The following is a 19,212-nucleotide window of genomic DNA, read 5'->3' as shown; positions in this document are numbered from 1 at the left end:
TGCAAACATACAACTACTTTTTACTTTATAAACTATCTTTTTTGAAGTTTTTTGTGTTTAATTCTTAAAGCATTCAAAATAGGCTCTTTATCACAGAAATGTTTTTTTGAAAACAATGCCTTTATTTAAAATAAGTGCCGAAATACTTAATGCTGCTTTTTATCATGGTCAAAATTAGTAAAAACTCTCTTAAAATAAACGGTGTTTTATCGTTCGGTTGCTTCGTTTTTATTGCGAAAAAAAATTTTGAATGAAATAGTATTGGCCAATTGAAATTATATTCTTTCTAATTAGCATCAAAGTATTGTTTTAATTGTATAAAAAAATAGCCTTCATAGACTAACTCGTTTTTTGTTTTTGTTGAAAAGAAAACCCTTTTGTATTTTATTGCCCTCTTTTAAAATGCTAAAACTCATGTTAGGGATTGTAATGGCATCCTTTTTATGCTCTAAATTAACGAAATTATTTTTGATGGATTACAACTATGTTCTCTTAAATGGTGAACTTTAAATTAACAACGCATAAAAAGATATAATGGAAAGCCCGACCGCGCTTTTTTGTGCGGGAACACCTAAAATTAATCCTTATTCTTTATTGATCGTTTATAGCTTCTCTTATTTTTCATCTTGGCAAACATGAGTTTGTACTCTTCTACATCTATTTTTGCTTTTCTCTCTATAATAATTTCAGGAAAATAAAAATCTAATCTACTTTCTTGAAATTTTAAAGTACCGTCTTGAAAAGCTCTTTGTAGAATATCTTCAATGAGAAAATCTTCGTTTATAGTTTCTGGATGATACTCCGTTTTTAAAGAGAGACTAAAAATATTAGCAGTTGTGTTGTACCAAAAAGCTTTCCAGCCACTTCTTAAACTTTTAATATTGTCGTAGGCTGTTAACCCTGTTTGACGATGAATTAATTTTATTAAAATACGACCTTCAGTTTTAGTCATTTTTTTAATTTGCTCTGTGAACTCGCCTTCAATATAACTTTGAATTTGTTTTGTATACTTTCTACGGTTCCTTTTAGAATCAATTCGGTTTAAACGCGCGTTTAAAGAATCTAGTCTTGATGACGCCAACTCTGCATAAGGATATGATTTGAATACTTTTCTGCGGAACCACAAGTAATACCGAATATCATCTTTAGATTGAAATTTTTGTTTTGGTAGCAGTGCAAACTCTTTTAATGTTACCGTTAAAGTATCTCCTGGCTTTACAAAAATATACTCATCTATGTTCTTTGGTAAAGAATCTGTTTCTCTTTTTTGCGCAAAACCGATGCATGAGAGACTTATTATATATATGTATAGTAGTTTTTTCAAATTTTTAGATATTCTTGTAACAATTTCTAATTCTCATAATTACGAGAACTGGCCTCCTTTTAATTAAGTTACAAAATAAAAAGACTAGAATTGATTATTCATTAATTTTAGCAATAAAATCTTGTTCAGAAATAATTTCGATTCCTAAATCTTGTGCTTTTGTTAATTTACTTGGTCCCATATTATCGCCAGCAACTATAAAGTTTGTTTTTTTAGAGATGGATGCGCTCACTTTACCCCCGTTATCTTCAATTGCTTTCTTCAATTCGTTTCTGCTCATTTGATGGAAAACGCCAGAAACTACAAAAACCTGTCCTTGCAATTTATCGGTTTGGTTCTCTAAACTTTCAGCAGAAACTTTTAATTTTACACCAACGGCTTTTAAACGATTTATTAGTTGAATATTTTCTGAATTAGACGAAAAGTCGATGACACTTTGTGCGATTCTATCTCCGATTTCGTCTACATTAATGAGTTCTTCAAAAGTTGCTATCATTAAATTATCGATTGATTTGGCATATTTTGCTAATTTTTTAGCAACCGTTTCACCGACAAAACGAATTCCGAGTGCAAATAGTACTTTTTCGAACGGAATTTCTTTTGATTTTTCAATTCCCTGAATCATGTTCTGTGCAGATTTCTCTGCCATTCTTTCTAACGGAATTACCTGTGCTACTGTTAAATCGTATAAATCTGCATAATTTTTAATTAATCCTTCTTTCCGCAACAAATCTACAGTTTCACCACCTAAACCATCGATATCCATTGCCTTTCTACTGATAAAATGCTGAATTCTTCCTGTTATTTGCGGAGCACAGCCAAATTCATTTGGACAATAATGTTTTGCATCGCCCTCTGTTCTGACTAACTCTGTGTTGCATTCTGGGCAATTGGTTGCATATTTTGTGGGTTCTGAATCTGCTGAACGCTTCGTAAAATCAACATTAGTAATTTTCGGAATAATTTCTCCGCCTTTTTCAACAAAGACAGTATCTTTTTCTCTAATATCTAATTTTTCTATTTGATCTGCATTGTGCAAAGATGCTCGTTTTACTGTGGTTCCTGCTAATTGCACAGGTTCTAAATTAGCGACTGGCGTAATTGCCCCAGTTCTGCCTACTTGATACGTAATTTCATTTAAAAGTGTAGAAACTTGTTCTGCCTTAAACTTATACGCAATTGCCCATCTTGGCGCTTTTGATGTATACCCTAATTCTTCTTGTTGTTGTAAATTATTTACTTTTATAACAATTCCGTCTGTTTCATAAGGCAATGTATGACGTTTCGAATCCCAATTATTTACAAAATCAACTACCTCATCAATCGATTTTGCTAAAGAAATGGTATTCGGAACTTTGAAACCCACTTTTCTGGCGGTTGACAAACTCTCAAAATGTGTTTTATATTTTCTTTCTGATGTTACTACCTGATATAATAAACAATCTAAAGGGCGTTTTGCAACTTCGGCGCTGTCTTGCAATTTTAAACTTCCGCTTGCGGTGTTTCTTGGGTTTCTGTATTCTTCTTCTCCATTTTCAACACGCTCTTCGTTCATTTTTAAAAACCCATCTAAAGGTAAAATGATTTCTCCTCTCATTTCAAAATCTTGAACGAAATCTTTTTTTATTGATAAAGGGATAGAGCGAATTGTTTTTACATTGTTCGTTACTTCATCTCCCTGAAAACCGTCTCCTCGAGTGACCGCTTTTACAAACTGCCCATTTATATACGTTAAATTTATAGAAGCGCCATCAAACTTTAACTCACAGGTATATTCAATCTCTGTTGTTCCCAACATTTTTAGAATCCGTTTTTCCCAATCTAACAAATCGTCTTTTGAATATGAATTATCTAAAGAATACATTCTATTTAGATGCACAAGTGTATTAAAATTTTTGGTGATGCTACCTCCTACTCTTTGTGTAGGCGAATTTACATCGAAAAAAACAGGGTTTTCTTGCTCTAATTTCTCTAACTCTTTAAGTTTTATATCAAAATCAAAATCAGAGATTGTTGCATTATCTAACACATAGTAGTTGTAATTATGATTGTTTAAATCATCACGCAATAAATTTATTCTTTGTTCAACCGTCATATATAAAGGAAAAAAAACTTGTTTATAATTTAAAATAATCGTAGTTTCAATATATAATCAAAAATGATTTAAATAAATGAAATACGCTATAAAAATACATAAAATTTCTACAGTTGATGACCTTGAAAATGCATGGAATGTAGAAGATTTTCAAGAGCTTTTAAAAAGATTTGATTTTGCGAATGATAACGTAAACGACCTCAAAGAATTAAGAGAGTTACTTTTTATGGCAATTGCTGATAAAGACCCAAGCGAAGCCGCAGCAATTGTATTGGATTATAAATTATCTGACCATTTAAATGAAGGACAAATAGATTCTCTTTCTTATGAAATGTTGGTTGATAAGATTTCTGAAGAATACCCAAGAATTGGTTTACACAAAAGACTTTTTTGCGTTAATCAGCTATTATACAAAGCCTTTAACGGAAAATTTCCGAATACGAAAGCCACTCTTGTAGATTTTGAAATTACTCCAAAAAGAAATGCTGATGAAAATATTACCAAAGAAATTGCATTAAAATGTTTTACTCAAAATTTAGACAGCCATAATGTAATTATTAGATTATTTGGCAAGCAATTGAGTGGAGAGGAGGAGTTTGAAGAAGCAAATGATATTATTTGGGATTTACAAAAAAATGAAACTACCTACAGACTTACTACTTCTGACTATTTTATGAGCAAAGAAGAGTTTTTAAAGCCAGAATTTGATTGTGAAATTGATTTTTTCACAGAAGAGTAACTGTTTTAAATAATTCATAAAAAAAACACAGATTTCGCAGATTTACACGGATTTTAAAGTTTTAGTATTCCGCGAAATTCAGAGCGCTGTATGTATCTTATACATAATTAAGTGAAATTTTAAAGATGCTTACAGCGCTACAAAACGTGTAGAAATTTTTTAAAAATTCAATGAACTGCCTCAAGAAAAGGCAATCAAGATATCAATCAGATAAAATCTTATTTTTAGTTTGATGAAAGCATGGGTTCTCAAACTTTCCTCTTAACCACCGACGCAAAACATCGGGGAGTTCTATCAATTACATTATGATACTTTAATGAGTTATCGACTAGATTAGAACAGCCACAGTCTATGTTTGATTAGAGTAATTATTCTTTTACAGTTCCAGAAAAGTGATTTACTTTCAGATTGATTGGATTTCCGGAAGAACGCCTAAAACTAGCAACCTGACCTGTGTGCCAAATTGCATCTGCTATTGGACCGTTTATTATATAAAAAAAAGGGATGCTTACTTCTCCTTCTTTCTTTGTTGATAATTCTGACAACTCTTTTGTCTCTAAAATTTTATTTCGAAATGCCTCAAAATTTAATAAGGTTTGTTTTCTCATTTCTAAAAACGTCATTTCTTCTTTAGCTGTAATCTGTTTAAAATCGGTTTTTGTTAAGCGCAACATGGTGTTTGATAAATCATATACATGATGAATGGTTTCTAAAGAACTTCTACCTTTTCCTGCTGGCTGATAGTTTAAATCGTTTGCTTCTAAACCTTCTGAAGCCCAAAAATATCTAAAACCTAAACCATCTATCATTCGCGCAACAGTTGTTTGTGCGGTATAATTTTCTTCCATTTTAGGTATTTCATAGTATGGTAATTTTTCTTGCGCATTCATGTGAAATATTGCGAATAGAATTATGATAAAACTTACTTTTCTCATGATTTAAATTTTGATAAAAATAAATGGTTTTTTTTGTTTTTACAATAAAGTAGTTAGGAAATAAAAGTTTGCCTAAATTTACTTCTTATGGTAATTACAAGCAAAATAGTTTAGCCCTGATTGAAACGGCATCCTTTTTAATTGCTTATTAATAAGTATTGTATTTTTTTGAACGTATTATACCTCATCACAAAGAAAAAGTGACATTCGCAACGTCTTATTAAAAATAAAAGGCAATTAGAAAATAAAAGTTTGCCTAAATTTACTTCTTATGGTAATTACAAGCAAAATAGTTTAGCCCTGATTGAAACGGCATCCTTTTTAATTGCTTATTAATAAGTATTGTATTTTTTTGAACGTACAATACCTCATCACTCATAAAAGGAGAAATTTGCAGCGTCTTAATTAAAAAGATATAGTGAAAAGCACGAAATAGCTTCTAAAAAACAAAACCTAAAACATATAAGTGCTTTTGGTTTTGATGAAATTCTTGGGAAACATTGTTGATTTCAAGAATGATATCGCGTTTTATACTGAAACAAATTCAGCACTAGAACCAGAATTAATTCAGCTATATAGTTTAAGAATCTTACAAAAAAGCTAGACTCTTAAACTAAAGCTTCATTAATAATAGGTAAATCGTCTTACTTTTGCGATGTGTTTTGCCAAACGCATTACTTGGTGAGAATATCCGTATTCGTTATCATACCAAACATAAAGTACAATCGTTTCATTGTCTGTAATGGTTGCTTTGCTATCAAAAATAGCAGGAGCTGTAGACCCAATAATATCTGAAGAAACCAATTCATTATCTAAAGAGTATTTAATTTGCTCTACTAAATCGCCCTCTAAAGCATGCTGTTTTACAATAGCATTTACAATATCTGTTGTAACAGGTCTTCTTAATTGTAGACTTAAAATTGCCAAAGATCCGTTAGGCACAGGAACTCTAATGGCGTTTGATGTTAATTTACCTTCTAAAGCCGGCAATGCTTTTGCAACTGCTTTACCAGCGCCAGTTTCTGTAATGACCATATTTAAAGCTGCTGCTCTACCCCGTCTGTACTTACTGTGCATATTATCGACCAAATTCTGATCATTTGTGTAGGCATGAATCGTTTCTAAATGTCCTTTTTTAATTCCGAAATTATCTTCTAGAACTTTTAAAATGGGTGTTATTGCATTGGTTGTGCAAGATGCTGCTGAAAAAACATCAAACTTATCAGGATTGTATTGTGTATGATTTACACCGTGTACAATATTCGGAACCCCTTTTGCAGGCGCCGTTATTAAAACTTTACTTGCTCCTATCGATTTTAAGTGTCTGCTTAATTCAACATCGTCTCTAAAAGCACCTGTATTATCGATAATTAAAGCATCTGTAATTCCGAATTTTGTATAATCTATTTCTTCCGGATTTTTTGCAGAAATCATAAAAACGGTCGTTCCGTTTATGATCAAAGCTTTGTTTTCTAGGTCTGTTTGCACGGTTCCTAAAAAATCTCCATGAATAGAATCTATGCTTAATAAAGATGCTCTTTTTTCTAAAACATCTTGTGTAATTGCTCCGCGCGTAACAATTGCTCTTAGTCTTAATTGAGAACCTTTGCCCATTTTAGTCATGAGCTCTCTTGCCAACAAACGCCCAATTCTACCAAAACCATACAGCACAACGTCTTTAGGAGTTATGTCTTTTGCCTCTGTAGCATTTTTTAATTTCTTTTTGATAAAAGCAACTTTGTCTTCACAGCCTTTTGGATGCAAATAACATTCATAAGCCAACTTGCCAATATCTAATTTAGAAGACGGTAAATCTACTTTTTGAATTGCTTTTGCAATGCTTAACGCATCTAAAATAGTAATGGGTTTATTTACAAACTCTTTTGCGTAGTTAATTAAATTTAAAACTTCACTTGCTCTTTTATCTACAAGAGGATTTCTAAACATAATTAGTTCAATAGATTTATCGTACCATAAATCGTGCACTATATTAATAAATTCTACGGTTGCTCTTCTTGTTTTTGTTTGCGAAATAACTTCTTTTTCGTAATCTAAAATTGATGGCATAGCTTTGTAACTGATTTAAAGTTTGCACAAAAGTATTTCTTTTTTTTAGAACACGAAATCGATTTCGTTAAAACTTTTAAGACAAAAAAAATCCTGATACTTTTATCAGGATTTTTACTTTTACTTAAAATAATCATTTAACGTATTCCGTATCTTTCAATTTCGCCTTGTAAGTTAATCACTTCAACATACAACGGATTTCCATTTCCGAAATTACTATTATCAATCATACTTTTTGCTTCTGCAGCTGTCAAAACGGTTTTCTTATTTACTTTCGTAATAATAAACCCTTTTTTAACCCCATAATAACTTAAATTTTTATTTGAGTTCTCCATTATTCTAGCGCCACCTTTCAAATCATATTTTTTCTTTTCTTCGGATGTTAAATCTTTCAAAGAGATACCCAAAACACGAGATATATAGGTGCTTTTCTTATTTAATAAGATTTTCTCTTTCACTAACTCCCCATCTCTTTCTACGGTTACATCCACAAATTCTCCTGGTCTTTTTGATGTTAACTGACCTTTTAATTCAGAAAATTTAGATATTTTAATGTCATTGATGCTCTTTATAATATCTCCTGATTTTAATTGAGATTTTTTTTCTCCGTCTTCATAAAAGACATCTCCTACTTTAACCCCTTCTTCAGTATATCTCATATCTACAGAAATTCCTAAAATTGCTTCTTGCACGGCACCAAACTCTAATAAGTCATTCACAATTTTTTTGGCAATGTTAGAAGGTACTGCAAAAGAATACCCAATAAAAGAACCCGTTTTAGAAGAAATTGCAGTGTTTATACCTACTAATTCTCCTCTTGTATTTACTAAAGCACCACCACTATTACCTGGATTTACGGCAGCATCGGTTTGTATAAAAGATTCTATATTGTTGCCGTTACCTTCTAAATCTCTACCTTTTGCACTAACGATTCCTGCAGTTACAGTTGATGTTAAATTATAAGGATTGCCGACGGCTAAAACCCACTCACCAATTTTAATAGTATCAGAATTTGCAAAAGGTGTATAAGGCAATTCTTCCTCTACATCAATTTTTAACAACGCAATATCATTTGTTTTATCAGCACCAATTAACTCGGCCTTATATTTCTTTCTATTATTTAAGGTTATTTGTAAATCGCTAGATCCCTCAATTACGTGGTTATTGGTTACAATATATCCGTCAGGAGAAATAATCACACCACTTCCAGTACCTATTTGTTCATATTTTCTTGTTCCGTTTCCGTTACCGTTACCAAAGAAAATATCTAAAGGGTTTGACTGCGTTCTGATAGATGTATTTTTTACATGCACCACAGAATGCACCGTTTTTTCAGCGGCCACAGTAAAATCTATTACATCTGCACTTATGCCCGATGAATTTGTATTAAATGATGGATTATAACTTGCTTGAACAGCTTGCATAGAATTTAAAGAAGATTTGTTTACCTTCAAGGTATCGGCAAAAAACATTTTATAACCTCCTAAAGTAATAGCACCTCCTAGAACTGCTATACCTAATAAACTAAAAAATTTTTTCATAATATTAAGTTTTGTGATCCAAAGGTACGATTTTAACAATTTTAAAAATTCTGTTTAACTTGCTTTTAACTCATTTTAACCACCTTTTAACAGACTTATTGCACTCTTGAAATTAGTATCTTTGTTTTATGAATTTTACTTTTTATAAATATCAAGGCACAGGAAATGATTTTGTAATGCTTGATAACAGAACGAAAATATTTCCAAAAGAAAATACTGCCATTATTTCACAAATTTGTGACAGACATTTTGGAATTGGTGCTGACGGAATTATTTTAATTGAAAACGATGAAAAGTTTGATTTTAAAATGATTTATTTTAATGCTGATGGAAGTCAGACTTTTTGCGGAAATGGCGCTAGATGTGCCGTTGCTTTTGCTAAAAGACTGCAAATTATTGAAGAGAAAACTACTTTTTTAGCAGTTGATGGCGAACATTTTGCAGAAATAAAAAATGATATTATTTCTTTACAAATGATTAATGTTAAAGAAATACTTGTGAATTCAGGTTCTGTTTTTATGTATACAGGAACCCAACATCATGTAGAAATGGTGAATGCATTAGATGCATATCCGGTTTTTAAAAACGGTCAAAAAATTAGAAATTCTTATAAAGCTCCTGGTAGTAATGTAAATTTTGTGCAACAAATAAATGATACAACTTTTAGAGTAAGAACGTATGAAAAAGGTGTTGAAAACGAGACTTTGGCTTGCGGCACCGGAGTTACCGCTGTTGCCATTGCCATGCACAAAACAAATAGAACAAAAAGTAATGTAGTTTCTTTGCCAGTAGAAGGTGGTCTTTTAGAGGTTTCCTTTGATGAAGAAAATGGCGTTTATACAAACGTGTTTTTAAAAGGACCCGCTGAATTTGTCTTTAAAGGAGAGGTTAAAGTGTAAAAAAAGTAGATTCATATATTTTAGGCAATGAAATTAGAAGTTTACCACATACAGATTTCGTACAATTTGTCATTCTGAAAGAATCTCAACGCGTTGCCTACTGTTTTATTTTTTTGGGTGTTTGCTATCGTAGAATGATAACTAGAACAGACCCTATTTGTGTTTTGTAATTGCGTAGAATCCTAGTGGAATCCTAACAGATAACAAACGGGATGGGGTCTATTTGTGCTATTGTAATTGTGTAAGAACTTTTTCATGATGACAGACAGAATGGAGTATGTTTGTGTCGTTTTAAAGGTGTGGGTTCCTTTCAGGATAACAAACTAAACGGTGAATTTTGAAGTTTTCAACAAATTTGTAAAACTTTCTTTCATAAAAATAAAAAATAAATGACCTTAAACAATAAAAAAATAAATCTACGCGCCCTAGAACCAGAAGATTTAGATTTCCTATATCAAATAGAAAATGATGAGTCTTTTTGGGAAGTAAGTCATACTCAAAAACCATTTTCTAAATATCTTTTAAAACAATATTTAGAAACTGCTCATTTAGACATTTATGAAACCAAACAACTCCGTTTTATAATTGAAGAAACCGCAACCAAAAACCAGTTAGGTATGATTGATATTTTCGATTTTGATCCGCAGCATAAAAGAGCTGGCATCGGCATTTTAATTCACCCAGATTTTCAAAAAAAAGGATTTGCTTCAGAAGCATTATCGCTGTTAATTAAATACTCTTTTTCTTATTTACAATTGCATCAATTGTATGCAAATATTACTTCAGACAACCTTCAAAGCATCTCGCTTTTTAAAAAACAAAACTTCTCTAGAGTTGGACTAAAAAAAGATTGGATTTTATCCGAAGGAAAATTTAAAGATGAAATTTTATTTCAGTTGATAAAAGTGTAGTTTTGCAAACGACACAAAAATCAAAATCAATTGAACAAGAAAATTATTTACATAGTAGCAACCCTTTTTTTAATTGGAGGTATTTTAGGATACAACTATTATCAGAAAATATTTGGAGCAGCAATTACCACCAACAGCGAACTTTATATTTATGATACAGATAGTTTAGTTAATGTTAAGGAAAAAATCGCTGAATTCTCTAATAAACCCAACACCTTTTTATGGGTTGCCGCCAAAAAAAACTTCTCGAAACCCAAAACCGGAAGATATCTTTTAAAAAAAGGTATGTCTAACAACGATTTGGTAAATATGTTAAGAAGTGGCAACCAAACAGCTGTAAGCGTATCCTTTAACAATCAAGATACATTAGAAAAATTTGCAAGTAGAATTGCAGAGCAGCTGGCAATAGATTCTCTTGAGATTCTTACTTCGTTTTCTGATAAGAAGTTTTTAAGCGAACAGATGTTTACAGAAAAATCTGTTTTTCAAATCTGCATTCCGAATAGTTATCAATTTTATTGGACGGTTTCTGCAGATAATTTTAGAGACAAATTACTTTCTGAATACAATCGTTTTTGGACTTCTTCTAGACTAGAAAAAGCAAAGGTTTTAAACATGTCTAGAAATGATGTAATTACCTTGGCCTCGATTGTTCAGAAAGAAACGGCGAAGAAAGTAGAACGCCCAATTGTAGCAGGTTTGTATTTAAATCGATTACAAAATGGTTGGCCATTGCAAGCAGATCCTACAATTATCTATTGTATTAAAGAAATAAAAGGTCAGGATTATGTAGTAAAAAGAGTTTTAAAGGCCGATTTATCGTTGGACTCACCTTACAACACCTATCAAAATAGAGGTTTGCCGCCATCTCAAATTGCTATGCCAGATATTTCTGCAATTGACGCCGTTTTAAACGCGCAAAAACACGATTATTATTATATGTGCGCTGATATTGATAAGATTGGTTACCATCAATTTGCAAAAACGTTGGCGCAACACAACAGAAATGCGGTAAAATATCAAAATTGGTTGAATAAAAAAGGAGTAAATAGATAGTTACATCATGATACACTTTACAAAAACCTACTTTCTTTACTTATTTATCAAAGAGAATCGTTATAGTTGAGCCTAATTAATAAAGAAATCACCTTTTTATAAGATTATTTGTTATTTTTAAAAATTTAACATACTGATAACTAGTTGTTTTAAAATACGTGGTATCTTTGCGCTCGTAAAATAAATCAGCTTATATGATTAAAAATTTTTTGTTTTTAATAGGTAGCATACTGTTTTTTTCAAATACGATAACAGTAAATACAACTTCTAAAAAAGAAAAAAAAGTTACACTTCCTGCTAATATCGATTATAATATTCCTTACCTAAAAAGAAATTTCGTTGCTTTTAAAGAAGCGGTTGCTTTTAAAGAATCGCAAGGAAAATATACCGTTGTAAATACTTTAGGATATTTAGGTAAATATCAATTTGGAAGAACAACTTTAGAACGCTTTAACATTTACAATACAGAGGCGTTTTTAAAGAATCCTGAATTACAAGAAAAAGCTTTTATTGCTTTATGCCAAGTAAATAAATGGATTTTAAGAAGAGACATTAAAAATTCTAAAGGCAAAATTATAAATGGTATTAAAATCACGGAATCAGGTATTTTAGCTGCTGCACATTTAGGGGGTGCGGGTAACGTGAAAAAATTCTTGCGCAGTAAAGGAACAGAGCGTTTTTCTGATGCTTACGGAACTTCTATTCAAACCTATATGAAAAAGTTTGCTGCTTATGATGTTTCTAATATTGTTGCAGATAGAGAAGCAACTGTGTAAACAATACTATTTCTGAATTATAAAAATAGCAGGCTTTTTATGTAAATCTGGCTGTTGATGTTTCCAGTCGGCCATACTCATTGTTTTTATATATTCACTCTGTAATGTAATATCTGCGGCAATACACAAATTGGTTAAGGGTGATAAGGTAGCTTTTAAATCGGCTAACATTTTTTCGTTTCTGTAAGGTGTTTCTATAAATATTTGAGACTGACCTTTGTCTAAAGAAATTCTCTCTAATTCTTTTATCGCTCTTTTTCTATCTCCTTTATCGATAGGTAAATAGCCATTAAAAGCAAAGTTTTGTCCGTTCATACCAGAACTCATCATTGCCATTAAAATAGAACTTGGACCAACTAAAGGTACTACTTGTATATTTTTTTGATGCGCTAACTTTACAATGCTTGCACCAGGATCTGCCACTGCGGGCACTCCTGCTTCAGACAACAAACCAACATTTATTCCTTGTTGGCATACATCTAAATATTTTTGAGCTTCTTCTTCTACAGCATATTTGTCTAGCAATTTTATACTTAACATACCTTGCTGTTTTTTAGGCGCTATTTTTTTAATAAACCTACGAGCAGATTTCTCATTTTCTACAATATAATAATCTATCTGTTCTACTACTTTCTTTACCGATAAAGGCATTACTTCTAAAGGTTCTGTTTCACCTAATGTTGTGGGAATTAAATATAGTTTACCAATCATAATAAAAATTTTAAGAAGCTTCTACGAATTTACATAAATAATTTTCAGAAGAAAAATTACGCGGTTTATTTTAGAATTTACTTGCAACTATTTCACAAGCTTCATCTAGCATTTTAAGTACATTTTCAAAACCATCTTGCCCGCCGTAATAAGGATCAGGCACCGATGCATTTTTAGTAGCATGTATTTCATTCAAAATCATTTTCACTTTTTGTTCATCGGCCTCATTTCTTGCTAAAATCAAAATATTTTGATAATTACTTTCATCCATCGTATAAATAACATCAAAAATATCGAAATCTTTTATACTAAATTTTCTTGCTGTTTGATTTGTAATATCAATACCGTATTTAAAAGCGACCTCGATAGCGCGTTTGTCTGGTAATTTACCTGTATGATACGCAGCCGTGCCAGCAGAATCGACAAATACTTTATCTGTGTTTACTTTTGATTGTAAAATACCTTCTGCTAACGGAGATCTGCAAATATTTCCTAAACAGACCATTAAAACTTTTTTCATTGAAAACAATTTAGGCTTATGATACGCGCCAACACAACATCAAATTTATAAAAGAAAGATTTTAAAGAATGAACAACCTAGAGGCAGCGCCATATAGGTATCAAAAAAGAATAACCTTTTAATATTTTAAAGCATAGCGTCGGAGTACAATACCGAAATATCGCTAGTTACTGAAACAAGCCTACCTAATGGACAAGCAGATTCAACTTACAATGTTGAAATCATAGCTTCGCTATTTTTCAACATTGAGTTTCACTAATAAATTTAATGCTTTACGATACTAGAAAGTTAACTTTTTAGTTAAATCTTCTACGTATTTCTTAAATTGCTTGTCGGTTTCTGTTAAATTATCAACAGTTTTGCAAGCGTGTAAAACGGTAGCATGATCTCTTTGCCCAATTTGATTGCCGATACTTGCTAAAGATGTTTTTGTAAGTCTTTTAGCAAAAAACATGGCTAATTGACGTGCTTGAACAATATGTCTTTTACGCGTTTTAGATTGTAAAGTAGCCACATCCATATCAAAATATTTAGAAACCTCTTTCTGTATATAATCGATGGAAACCTCTTTTTTAGTATTCTTAACAAACTTATCTACAATTTGTTTTGCCAAATCTAAAGAAAATTCTCTTCTGTTAAAAGATGCTTGCGCAATCATAGAAATTAAAACACCTTCTAGTTCTCTAACGTTAGATTTTATATTTTTAGCAACATACTCAACAATATCATCTGGCATTTCTACACCATCTCTGTACAATTTGTTTTGTAAAATAGATATTCTAGTTTCGTAATCTGGTGCTTGTAATTCTGCAGATAAACCCCATTTAAATCGAGACAACAAACGTTGTTCTATATCTTGCATGTCTACAGGTGCTTTGTCTGATGTTAAAATAACCTGCTTTCCGTTTTGATGTAAATGATTAAAAATATGAAAAAATACATCTTGTGTACCTGCTTTACCAGACAAGAATTGCACATCATCAATAATTAAAACATCGATCATTTGATAAAAATGAATAAAATCGTTTCTTGTGTTCGATTTTACTGAATCTATAAATTGTTGCGTAAATTTCTCTGAAGAAATATACAAGACTGTTTTATCTGGATATTTATCTTTAATATCAACCCCAATTGCGTGCGATAAATGTGTTTTACCTAAACCAACGCCACCGTAAATTAACAATGGATTAAAAGAGGTTCCACCGGGTTTGTTGGCAACTGCCATACCAGCAGAACGCGCTAATCTGTTAGAGTCGCCTTCAATAAAATTCTCAAAATTATAATTAGGGTTTAATTGTGATTCTATTTTAACTTTCTGTAATCCAGGAATAATAAAAGGGTTTCTTAATTCTCTTTTATCAGACTCTAAAGGTGCTATAGTTCTTTGTGGTTTTAGTGGATCTCTATTAGAACTCGGAATTTTAACAGTTTGTGGTCTATTACTACTGTAATTATTCTCCATTTTCACATCATAAATCAATTTAGCCTCATTGCCTAATTGTCTTACCAAGGCAACACGTAATAATTTAATATAGTGTTCTTCTAGCCATTCATAAAAAAACTTACTTGGCACTTGAATTGTTAATACCTCTCCAGAAAGTTTTACAGGTTTTATGGGCTCGAACCAAGTTTTGTATGCTTGTGGCTTAATGTTGTCCTTTATAAAAGACAGGCAGTCTGTCCAAACGGATTCGGCGGTGTGACTCATTTAATTATAGGGTTGATTTTCTGGGTAAAGAAAATAGATTAAAATTGTATTTATTACGTTTTCATTGCTGACTACAAAAGTGTGAATAAAATTCATCATAAAAAAACCCTATTGCTATTGATTACTAATTATTTTTTACGTAAAATAGCTTACATAAAAAGTTTTATACAATTTGAAAAATTCATTAACAAAAACCAGAGTTCGGTATTCAGAAACAGATCAAATGGGCGTAGTTTATCACGGAAATTATGCGCAATTTTTTGAATTAGGAAGAACCGAATGGCTACGAAAATTAGGTGTTACCTACAAAGATATGGAAATAAGCGGTATTATGCTTCCCGTAATTTCTTTAACTTGTAACTTTATAAAACCCGCTAAATACGACGATATACTTACCATTGAAACAATTTTATTAAAAAAACCAATGGTTAAAATTGTGTTCGATTATAAAATTACAAACCAACACAATCAATTAATTTGCACCGGAAATTCTGTTTTAGCTTTTATTAAAATGAAAAATAGTAAACCCACAAGTTGCCCAAATTATTTATTAGAAAGTTTGGGTTTTTGACAAAAAAAATTATTTTAATTTTGCTTTTATCATTCTTTTATTTCCGAAAATATCTTTGCGTAATTCTATGGATTTAAAACCTTTGGTTGTTAATAAATCCATAGTTTCGTTTGCTAAGTACTGATTAATTTCAAAAAAAAGCAAACCGTTTTTAGTTAAATATCGCTTGGCTAAATCTGCAATTTTTTCATAGAAAATTAAAGGATTTTCATCAGATACAAACAATGCTAAATGAGGTTCATTTTGCAATACATTATTGTGTATTTCTATTTTTTCTAACGCTCTAACGTAGGGCGGGTTTGATACAATAATATCGTATTGTTGTGGTAAACTTTTGGCTTGCAAAATATCGACCTCTAAAAAATTAATAGCAACTTTATTGAGGGCTGCATTTTTTTTTGCAATTTTTAAAGCATCAGTAGAAACATCAATTGCCGCAATACTGCAATCATTTAAATTTTTCCCCAAAGAAATAGGAATGCAGCCAGAACCCGCACCAATATCTAAAATAGATAGCAAATTATGACGATCATGCATAGAACCATCATCTTGCTTCTTCATTTTTGAATTTTGAATCTCTTTCACTTCCATTAAAATCCACTCAACCAATTCTTCCGTTTCTGGTCTTGGTATCAAGGTGCTTTCATCAACCAAAAAAGGCAAACCATAAAACTCTGTATGACCAATGATGTACTGCAAAGGAATTTCTTTCTTTAATTTTTCTAAAGCAGCCTTTAACAATACAAGTTTCTTATCTTCAATGTTAAAATTAGGTTTTAAAACCGTGTCTATTCTTTTTAATCCAAGATATTCATCTAGCAACCAAAAGAAAAAAGAATCGATTTCTGTCGTTGGATACATGTCTGAAAGTTCAATTCTAAAGAAAGCTCTAAATTCTGTTAGATTCATAAGGATTATAATAATGGGCTAAAAAATCTGCTTAAACGCTCTAATGTTTTTTGTTTAAAAGAGCGCTTTCTAAACGTTTCTAAATCAATTTTGTGCGCTTTATTTTTTCTTTCGTCAAACTCCTCTTTTAATTCAGCAGTTGCTTTTTTGCTGTACATTATGGCGTTTAACTCGTAGTTATGTTCAAAACTTCTACAATCAAAATTAGTAGAACCTACCGAGGCAATTTCATCATCAATAAAAATTACCTTGCTATGAGAAAAATCGTCTCTTAAATAAATATGAACACCTGCTTTTAATAAACTTTCAAAATAAGAATACATGCCGTAGGTTGCTACTTTAGAATCACTTTTTGCTGGCAATAATAAAGAAACATTAATGCCGCTTAATGCTGCAATTTTAAAAGCTTCTAAAATAGAAAAGGTAGGAATAAAATAAGGATTTAAAACACAAATACTTTTCTCTGCCAAGTTAATGAAACTTAAATATTGTTGCATCACAACAGCTTCTTCATAATCGGGACCACTAGAAACAATTTGAATTTTCGTATCTCCGTTATGCCCGTACATCTTTGTGTATTTTTCATCATCACTCAAATTTTGATTTGTTGCGTAATAATAATCCTTTAAAAAAGATTGATGAATGCAATTGACGGCAAAGCCTGTAATTTGCAAATGTGTGTCTTGCCAAATACCCAAACCAACATCTTCAGTAATATATTCATCAGAAATATTTACCCCACCTGTAAAACCAATTTTATTATCTATAACTGCAATTTTTCGGTGATTTCTATAGTTTAAAGAAAAAATAAAACTCCCGAATTTAAACGGTGTTTCTGGGTACAATTCTGCCCCCATATCTTTTAATTTCTGTTTTGTTTCTTTGTTTAAGTGATAACTACCGAGTGTGTCATATAAAATTCGGACCTCTATACCTTCTTGTAATTTTTTTTCTAAAATTTTTACAATTTTAGAAAATATTTCTCCATTTTCAATAATATAATATTGCAAATGAATAAATACTTCTGCCGCCTCTAACGCTTTATAAATAGCCTCGAAAGCTTCTTTACCGTTTTTTAAAACAATGACACTATTTTTATCTTGAACCTTACTATTTGTATTGCTATAAATTAATTGAGAAATCTTTTGCTGCTTTTTATTTTTTAGCATATCGGTATTTGAATCGCCTTTAGACTTAAAAGATTGTTGAATATATTCCTTTCTTTTTTTTGTTTCTTTCAGTTCAAAAAACTTAATTTTTCTTCTATTAATACCAAATAAAGCAAAAACACTAACGCCTAAAAAAGGGAATAACAAGGTTATTAAAACCCAACTTAAAGATTTAGAAGGCCTTACACCGAAATAAATAATATTATAAAACGCCCAGCTAAATAATATAACATGAATAAGTCCGAGAATATAATACACCATTGCTTTAAACTTTCTTTATCATCCAAACATTACAGGCATAGTGACAGGTATTCCCCATAGGTTTGTCTAGACTTAAAAAGCCGTATTTCTTATACAATTTAACGGCGTCTTTCATGTACGGTAAGGTTTCTAAATAGCAACTTTCAAAGCCTAGTTCTTTTGCCTTATCTAAACAAACGGATATTAATTTTGACCCTAAACCTTTGCCCCGAGCAATTGGTAAAAAATACATTTTTTGTAACTCACAAATATTACCTTCAAAATTGTCTAATTGCGCAATGCCTGCACCACCCACAACTTTGTTATTGTATTCTACCACAAAATAGGTAGCTTTTTCTTTTTGATAGTTTTCAAACATTTGGTCTGTAGCTTTATCCTCATAGGCTGTGCCTACTTTTGGTGCGCCCATTTCTACAATTACGCTTCTTACCACATTGGCTAACTCTGAATTATCTTTCGATTCAATTTCTCTAATGATAAAATCTTTACTTGTCATTTAATACTGTATTTTTGTCGGAGCAAGTTACCTAATTTTTTAATTATTTTTGATGAGAAAAGCACTCTATTTTTCATGTTCTCTTTTACTAATTTGCAGTTGCGCTGTAAACAAACCACCTGTTTTTATTAAGGTTGATAACATAGAGGTAATTAGTTATGCTGCAGATACTGTTAAAATTAAAGCAATTGCTTATTTTGAAAACCCTAATGATGTTGGTGGCAAAATAGCTACCGATAATCTTAAAATATTAGTAAACGATATTGAAGTGGCACAAGTTTTTTCTGAAGATTTTAAAATACCTGCAAAAAAAGAATTTTCGATTCCTTTATTAGCAAATATTCCTACAAAGAACTTATTGAGTACTGGTAAAAACGGAGTTTTAGGAGGTTTATTAAACTCCTTAATTACCAACAAAGTAACTGTTAGAATTAAAGGGAATTTAGTATATAAAGTTTTTGGATTTAAAAAAGAATTTTTAGTCGATCAAACAGAAGCTATCAAAATTAATTTTTAAACTAAAA

18 protein-coding genes are annotated in these 19,212 nt (G+C 31.2%); 7 read left to right on the top strand and 11 right to left on the bottom strand.

Going from position 1 to position 19,212, the window contains the following annotated elements; translation table 11 throughout:
• Positions 1-577 precede the first annotated feature (577 nt).
• Positions 578-1,324 (bottom strand): DUF4294 domain-containing protein, encoded by a 747-nt coding sequence (locus ES044_RS11085; protein WP_147187163.1) that lies wholly within the window; start codon positions 1,322-1,324, stop codon positions 578-580.
• Between the two features lie 94 nt (positions 1,325-1,418).
• Positions 1,419-3,419, bottom strand: a complete 2,001-nt coding sequence (ligA, locus tag ES044_RS11080) for an NAD-dependent DNA ligase LigA (protein ID WP_147120303.1) — start codon at positions 3,417-3,419, stop codon at positions 1,419-1,421.
• 76 nt (positions 3,420-3,495) lie between these two features.
• On the opposite strand from ligA, the gene ES044_RS11075 reads away from it, so the two are divergent.
• On the top strand, positions 3,496-4,158 hold the full coding sequence (locus tag ES044_RS11075) for a hypothetical protein (protein WP_147120302.1): 663 nt from the start codon (positions 3,496-3,498) through the stop codon (positions 4,156-4,158).
• 368 nt (positions 4,159-4,526) lie between these two features.
• Here the strand turns inward: ES044_RS11075 and ES044_RS11070 are convergent, their stop codons facing one another.
• The 3 genes from ES044_RS11070 to ES044_RS11060 form a co-directional block, all read right to left on the bottom strand.
• Positions 4,527-5,093 carry a hypothetical protein gene (locus tag ES044_RS11070; RefSeq protein ID WP_189663317.1) on the bottom strand — a complete coding sequence of 189 codons (567 nt, stop codon included), beginning with the start codon at positions 5,091-5,093 and terminating at the stop codon, positions 4,527-4,529.
• Positions 5,094-5,717: 624 nt separating this feature from the next.
• On the bottom strand, positions 5,718-7,160 hold the full coding sequence (locus ES044_RS11065; protein WP_147120301.1) for a glyceraldehyde-3-phosphate dehydrogenase: 1,443 nt from the start codon (positions 7,158-7,160) through the stop codon (positions 5,718-5,720).
• Between the two features lie 137 nt (positions 7,161-7,297).
• Complete coding sequence (locus ES044_RS11060) at positions 7,298-8,701, bottom strand: trypsin-like peptidase domain-containing protein (RefSeq protein ID WP_147120300.1); 1,404 nt, start codon at positions 8,699-8,701, stop codon at positions 7,298-7,300.
• 128 nt (positions 8,702-8,829) lie between these two features.
• On the opposite strand from ES044_RS11060, the gene dapF reads away from it, so the two are divergent.
• The 4 genes from dapF to ES044_RS11040 all read left to right on the top strand — a co-directional run bounded on the left by dapF (position 8,830) and on the right by ES044_RS11040 (position 12,343).
• Entirely contained in the window at positions 8,830-9,600 is a 771-nt protein-coding gene (gene dapF, locus ES044_RS11055) for a diaminopimelate epimerase (protein WP_147120299.1), read from the top strand.
• Positions 9,601-9,989: 389 nt separating this feature from the next.
• Complete coding sequence (locus ES044_RS11050) at positions 9,990-10,511, top strand: GNAT family N-acetyltransferase (RefSeq protein WP_147120298.1); 522 nt, start codon at positions 9,990-9,992, stop codon at positions 10,509-10,511.
• A 30-nt stretch (positions 10,512-10,541) separates the two neighbouring features.
• Positions 10,542-11,567 (top strand): endolytic transglycosylase MltG, encoded by a 1,026-nt coding sequence (gene mltG, locus ES044_RS11045; RefSeq protein WP_147120297.1) that lies wholly within the window; start codon positions 10,542-10,544, stop codon positions 11,565-11,567.
• Between the two features lie 194 nt (positions 11,568-11,761).
• On the top strand, positions 11,762-12,343 hold the full coding sequence (locus ES044_RS11040) for a peptidoglycan-binding protein LysM (protein ID WP_147120296.1): 582 nt from the start codon (positions 11,762-11,764) through the stop codon (positions 12,341-12,343).
• A 6-nt stretch (positions 12,344-12,349) separates the two neighbouring features.
• Here the strand turns inward: ES044_RS11040 and ES044_RS11035 are convergent, their stop codons facing one another.
• The 3 genes from ES044_RS11035 to dnaA all read right to left on the bottom strand — a co-directional run bounded on the left by ES044_RS11035 (position 12,350) and on the right by dnaA (position 15,282).
• Positions 12,350-13,054, bottom strand: a complete 705-nt coding sequence (locus ES044_RS11035; RefSeq protein ID WP_147120295.1) for an SAM-dependent methyltransferase — start codon at positions 13,052-13,054, stop codon at positions 12,350-12,352.
• 70 nt (positions 13,055-13,124) lie between these two features.
• Positions 13,125-13,574 carry a low molecular weight protein-tyrosine-phosphatase gene (locus tag ES044_RS11030; protein ID WP_147187161.1) on the bottom strand — a complete coding sequence of 150 codons (450 nt, stop codon included), beginning with the start codon at positions 13,572-13,574 and terminating at the stop codon, positions 13,125-13,127.
• 280 nt (positions 13,575-13,854) lie between these two features.
• The gene (gene dnaA / locus ES044_RS11025; RefSeq protein ID WP_147120293.1) at positions 13,855-15,282 is read right to left on the bottom strand and encodes a chromosomal replication initiator protein DnaA; all 1,428 of its coding nucleotides are present in this window, start codon (positions 15,280-15,282) and stop codon (positions 13,855-13,857) included.
• 172 nt (positions 15,283-15,454) lie between these two features.
• On the opposite strand from dnaA, the gene ES044_RS11020 reads away from it, so the two are divergent.
• Positions 15,455-15,853, top strand: a complete 399-nt coding sequence (locus tag ES044_RS11020) for an acyl-CoA thioesterase (RefSeq protein ID WP_147120292.1) — start codon at positions 15,455-15,457, stop codon at positions 15,851-15,853.
• 9 nt (positions 15,854-15,862) lie between these two features.
• Here the strand turns inward: ES044_RS11020 and prmC are convergent, their stop codons facing one another.
• Genes prmC through ES044_RS11005 form a run of 3 tightly spaced genes read right to left on the bottom strand, consistent with a single transcriptional unit; the run spans position 15,863 to position 18,688 of the window.
• Positions 15,863-16,762 (bottom strand): peptide chain release factor N(5)-glutamine methyltransferase, encoded by a 900-nt coding sequence (gene prmC / locus ES044_RS11015; RefSeq protein ID WP_147120291.1) that lies wholly within the window; start codon positions 16,760-16,762, stop codon positions 15,863-15,865.
• Between the two features lie 5 nt (positions 16,763-16,767).
• Positions 16,768-18,192, bottom strand: coding sequence for a cardiolipin synthase (gene cls / locus ES044_RS11010; RefSeq protein WP_147187160.1), 1,425 nt, complete (start codon positions 18,190-18,192; stop codon positions 16,768-16,770).
• Between the two features lie 4 nt (positions 18,193-18,196).
• Complete coding sequence (locus tag ES044_RS11005) at positions 18,197-18,688, bottom strand: GNAT family N-acetyltransferase (protein WP_147120289.1); 492 nt, start codon at positions 18,686-18,688, stop codon at positions 18,197-18,199.
• 52 nt (positions 18,689-18,740) lie between these two features.
• On the opposite strand from ES044_RS11005, the gene ES044_RS11000 reads away from it, so the two are divergent.
• Entirely contained in the window at positions 18,741-19,205 is a 465-nt protein-coding gene (locus tag ES044_RS11000; RefSeq protein ID WP_147187157.1) for a hypothetical protein, read from the top strand.
• Positions 19,206-19,212: the final 7 nt, after the last annotated feature.

Source organism: Polaribacter sp. IC066, from assembly GCF_007997085.1.
In the GTDB taxonomy this organism is placed as follows: Bacteria; Bacteroidota; Bacteroidia; order Flavobacteriales; family Flavobacteriaceae; genus Polaribacter.
The sequence above is the reverse complement of the archived record's forward strand: the minus strand, read 5'-3'. Positions and strand labels throughout refer to the sequence as shown.

What these genes read in the sequence shown, in the direction of transcription:
- ligA (WP_147120303.1), bottom strand. Translation starts at nt 3,419, where the DNA reads ATGACGGTTGAACAAAGAATAAATTTATTGCGTGATGATTTAAACAAT.
- ES044_RS11060 (WP_147120300.1), bottom strand. Translation starts at nt 8,701, where the DNA reads ATGAAAAAATTTTTTAGTTTATTAGGTATAGCAGTTCTAGGAGGTGCT.
- prmC (WP_147120291.1), bottom strand. Translation starts at nt 16,762, where the DNA reads ATGAATCTAACAGAATTTAGAGCTTTCTTTAGAATTGAACTTTCAGAC.
- ES044_RS11050 (WP_147120298.1), top strand. Translation starts at nt 9,990, where the DNA reads ATGACCTTAAACAATAAAAAAATAAATCTACGCGCCCTAGAACCAGAA.
- ES044_RS11030 (WP_147187161.1), bottom strand. Translation starts at nt 13,574, where the DNA reads ATGAAAAAAGTTTTAATGGTCTGTTTAGGAAATATTTGCAGATCTCCG.
- dapF (WP_147120299.1), top strand. Translation starts at nt 8,830, where the DNA reads ATGAATTTTACTTTTTATAAATATCAAGGCACAGGAAATGATTTTGTA.
- ES044_RS11000 (WP_147187157.1), top strand. Translation starts at nt 18,741, where the DNA reads ATGAGAAAAGCACTCTATTTTTCATGTTCTCTTTTACTAATTTGCAGT.
- ES044_RS11065 (WP_147120301.1), bottom strand. Translation starts at nt 7,160, where the DNA reads ATGCCATCAATTTTAGATTACGAAAAAGAAGTTATTTCGCAAACAAAA.
- ES044_RS11040 (WP_147120296.1), top strand. Translation starts at nt 11,762, where the DNA reads ATGATTAAAAATTTTTTGTTTTTAATAGGTAGCATACTGTTTTTTTCA.
- cls (WP_147187160.1), bottom strand. Translation starts at nt 18,192, where the DNA reads ATGGTGTATTATATTCTCGGACTTATTCATGTTATATTATTTAGCTGG.
- ES044_RS11070 (WP_189663317.1), bottom strand. Translation starts at nt 5,093, where the DNA reads ATGAGAAAAGTAAGTTTTATCATAATTCTATTCGCAATATTTCACATG.
- ES044_RS11035 (WP_147120295.1), bottom strand. Translation starts at nt 13,054, where the DNA reads ATGATTGGTAAACTATATTTAATTCCCACAACATTAGGTGAAACAGAA.
- dnaA (WP_147120293.1), bottom strand. Translation starts at nt 15,282, where the DNA reads ATGAGTCACACCGCCGAATCCGTTTGGACAGACTGCCTGTCTTTTATA.
- ES044_RS11005 (WP_147120289.1), bottom strand. Translation starts at nt 18,688, where the DNA reads ATGACAAGTAAAGATTTTATCATTAGAGAAATTGAATCGAAAGATAAT.
- ES044_RS11075 (WP_147120302.1), top strand. Translation starts at nt 3,496, where the DNA reads ATGAAATACGCTATAAAAATACATAAAATTTCTACAGTTGATGACCTT.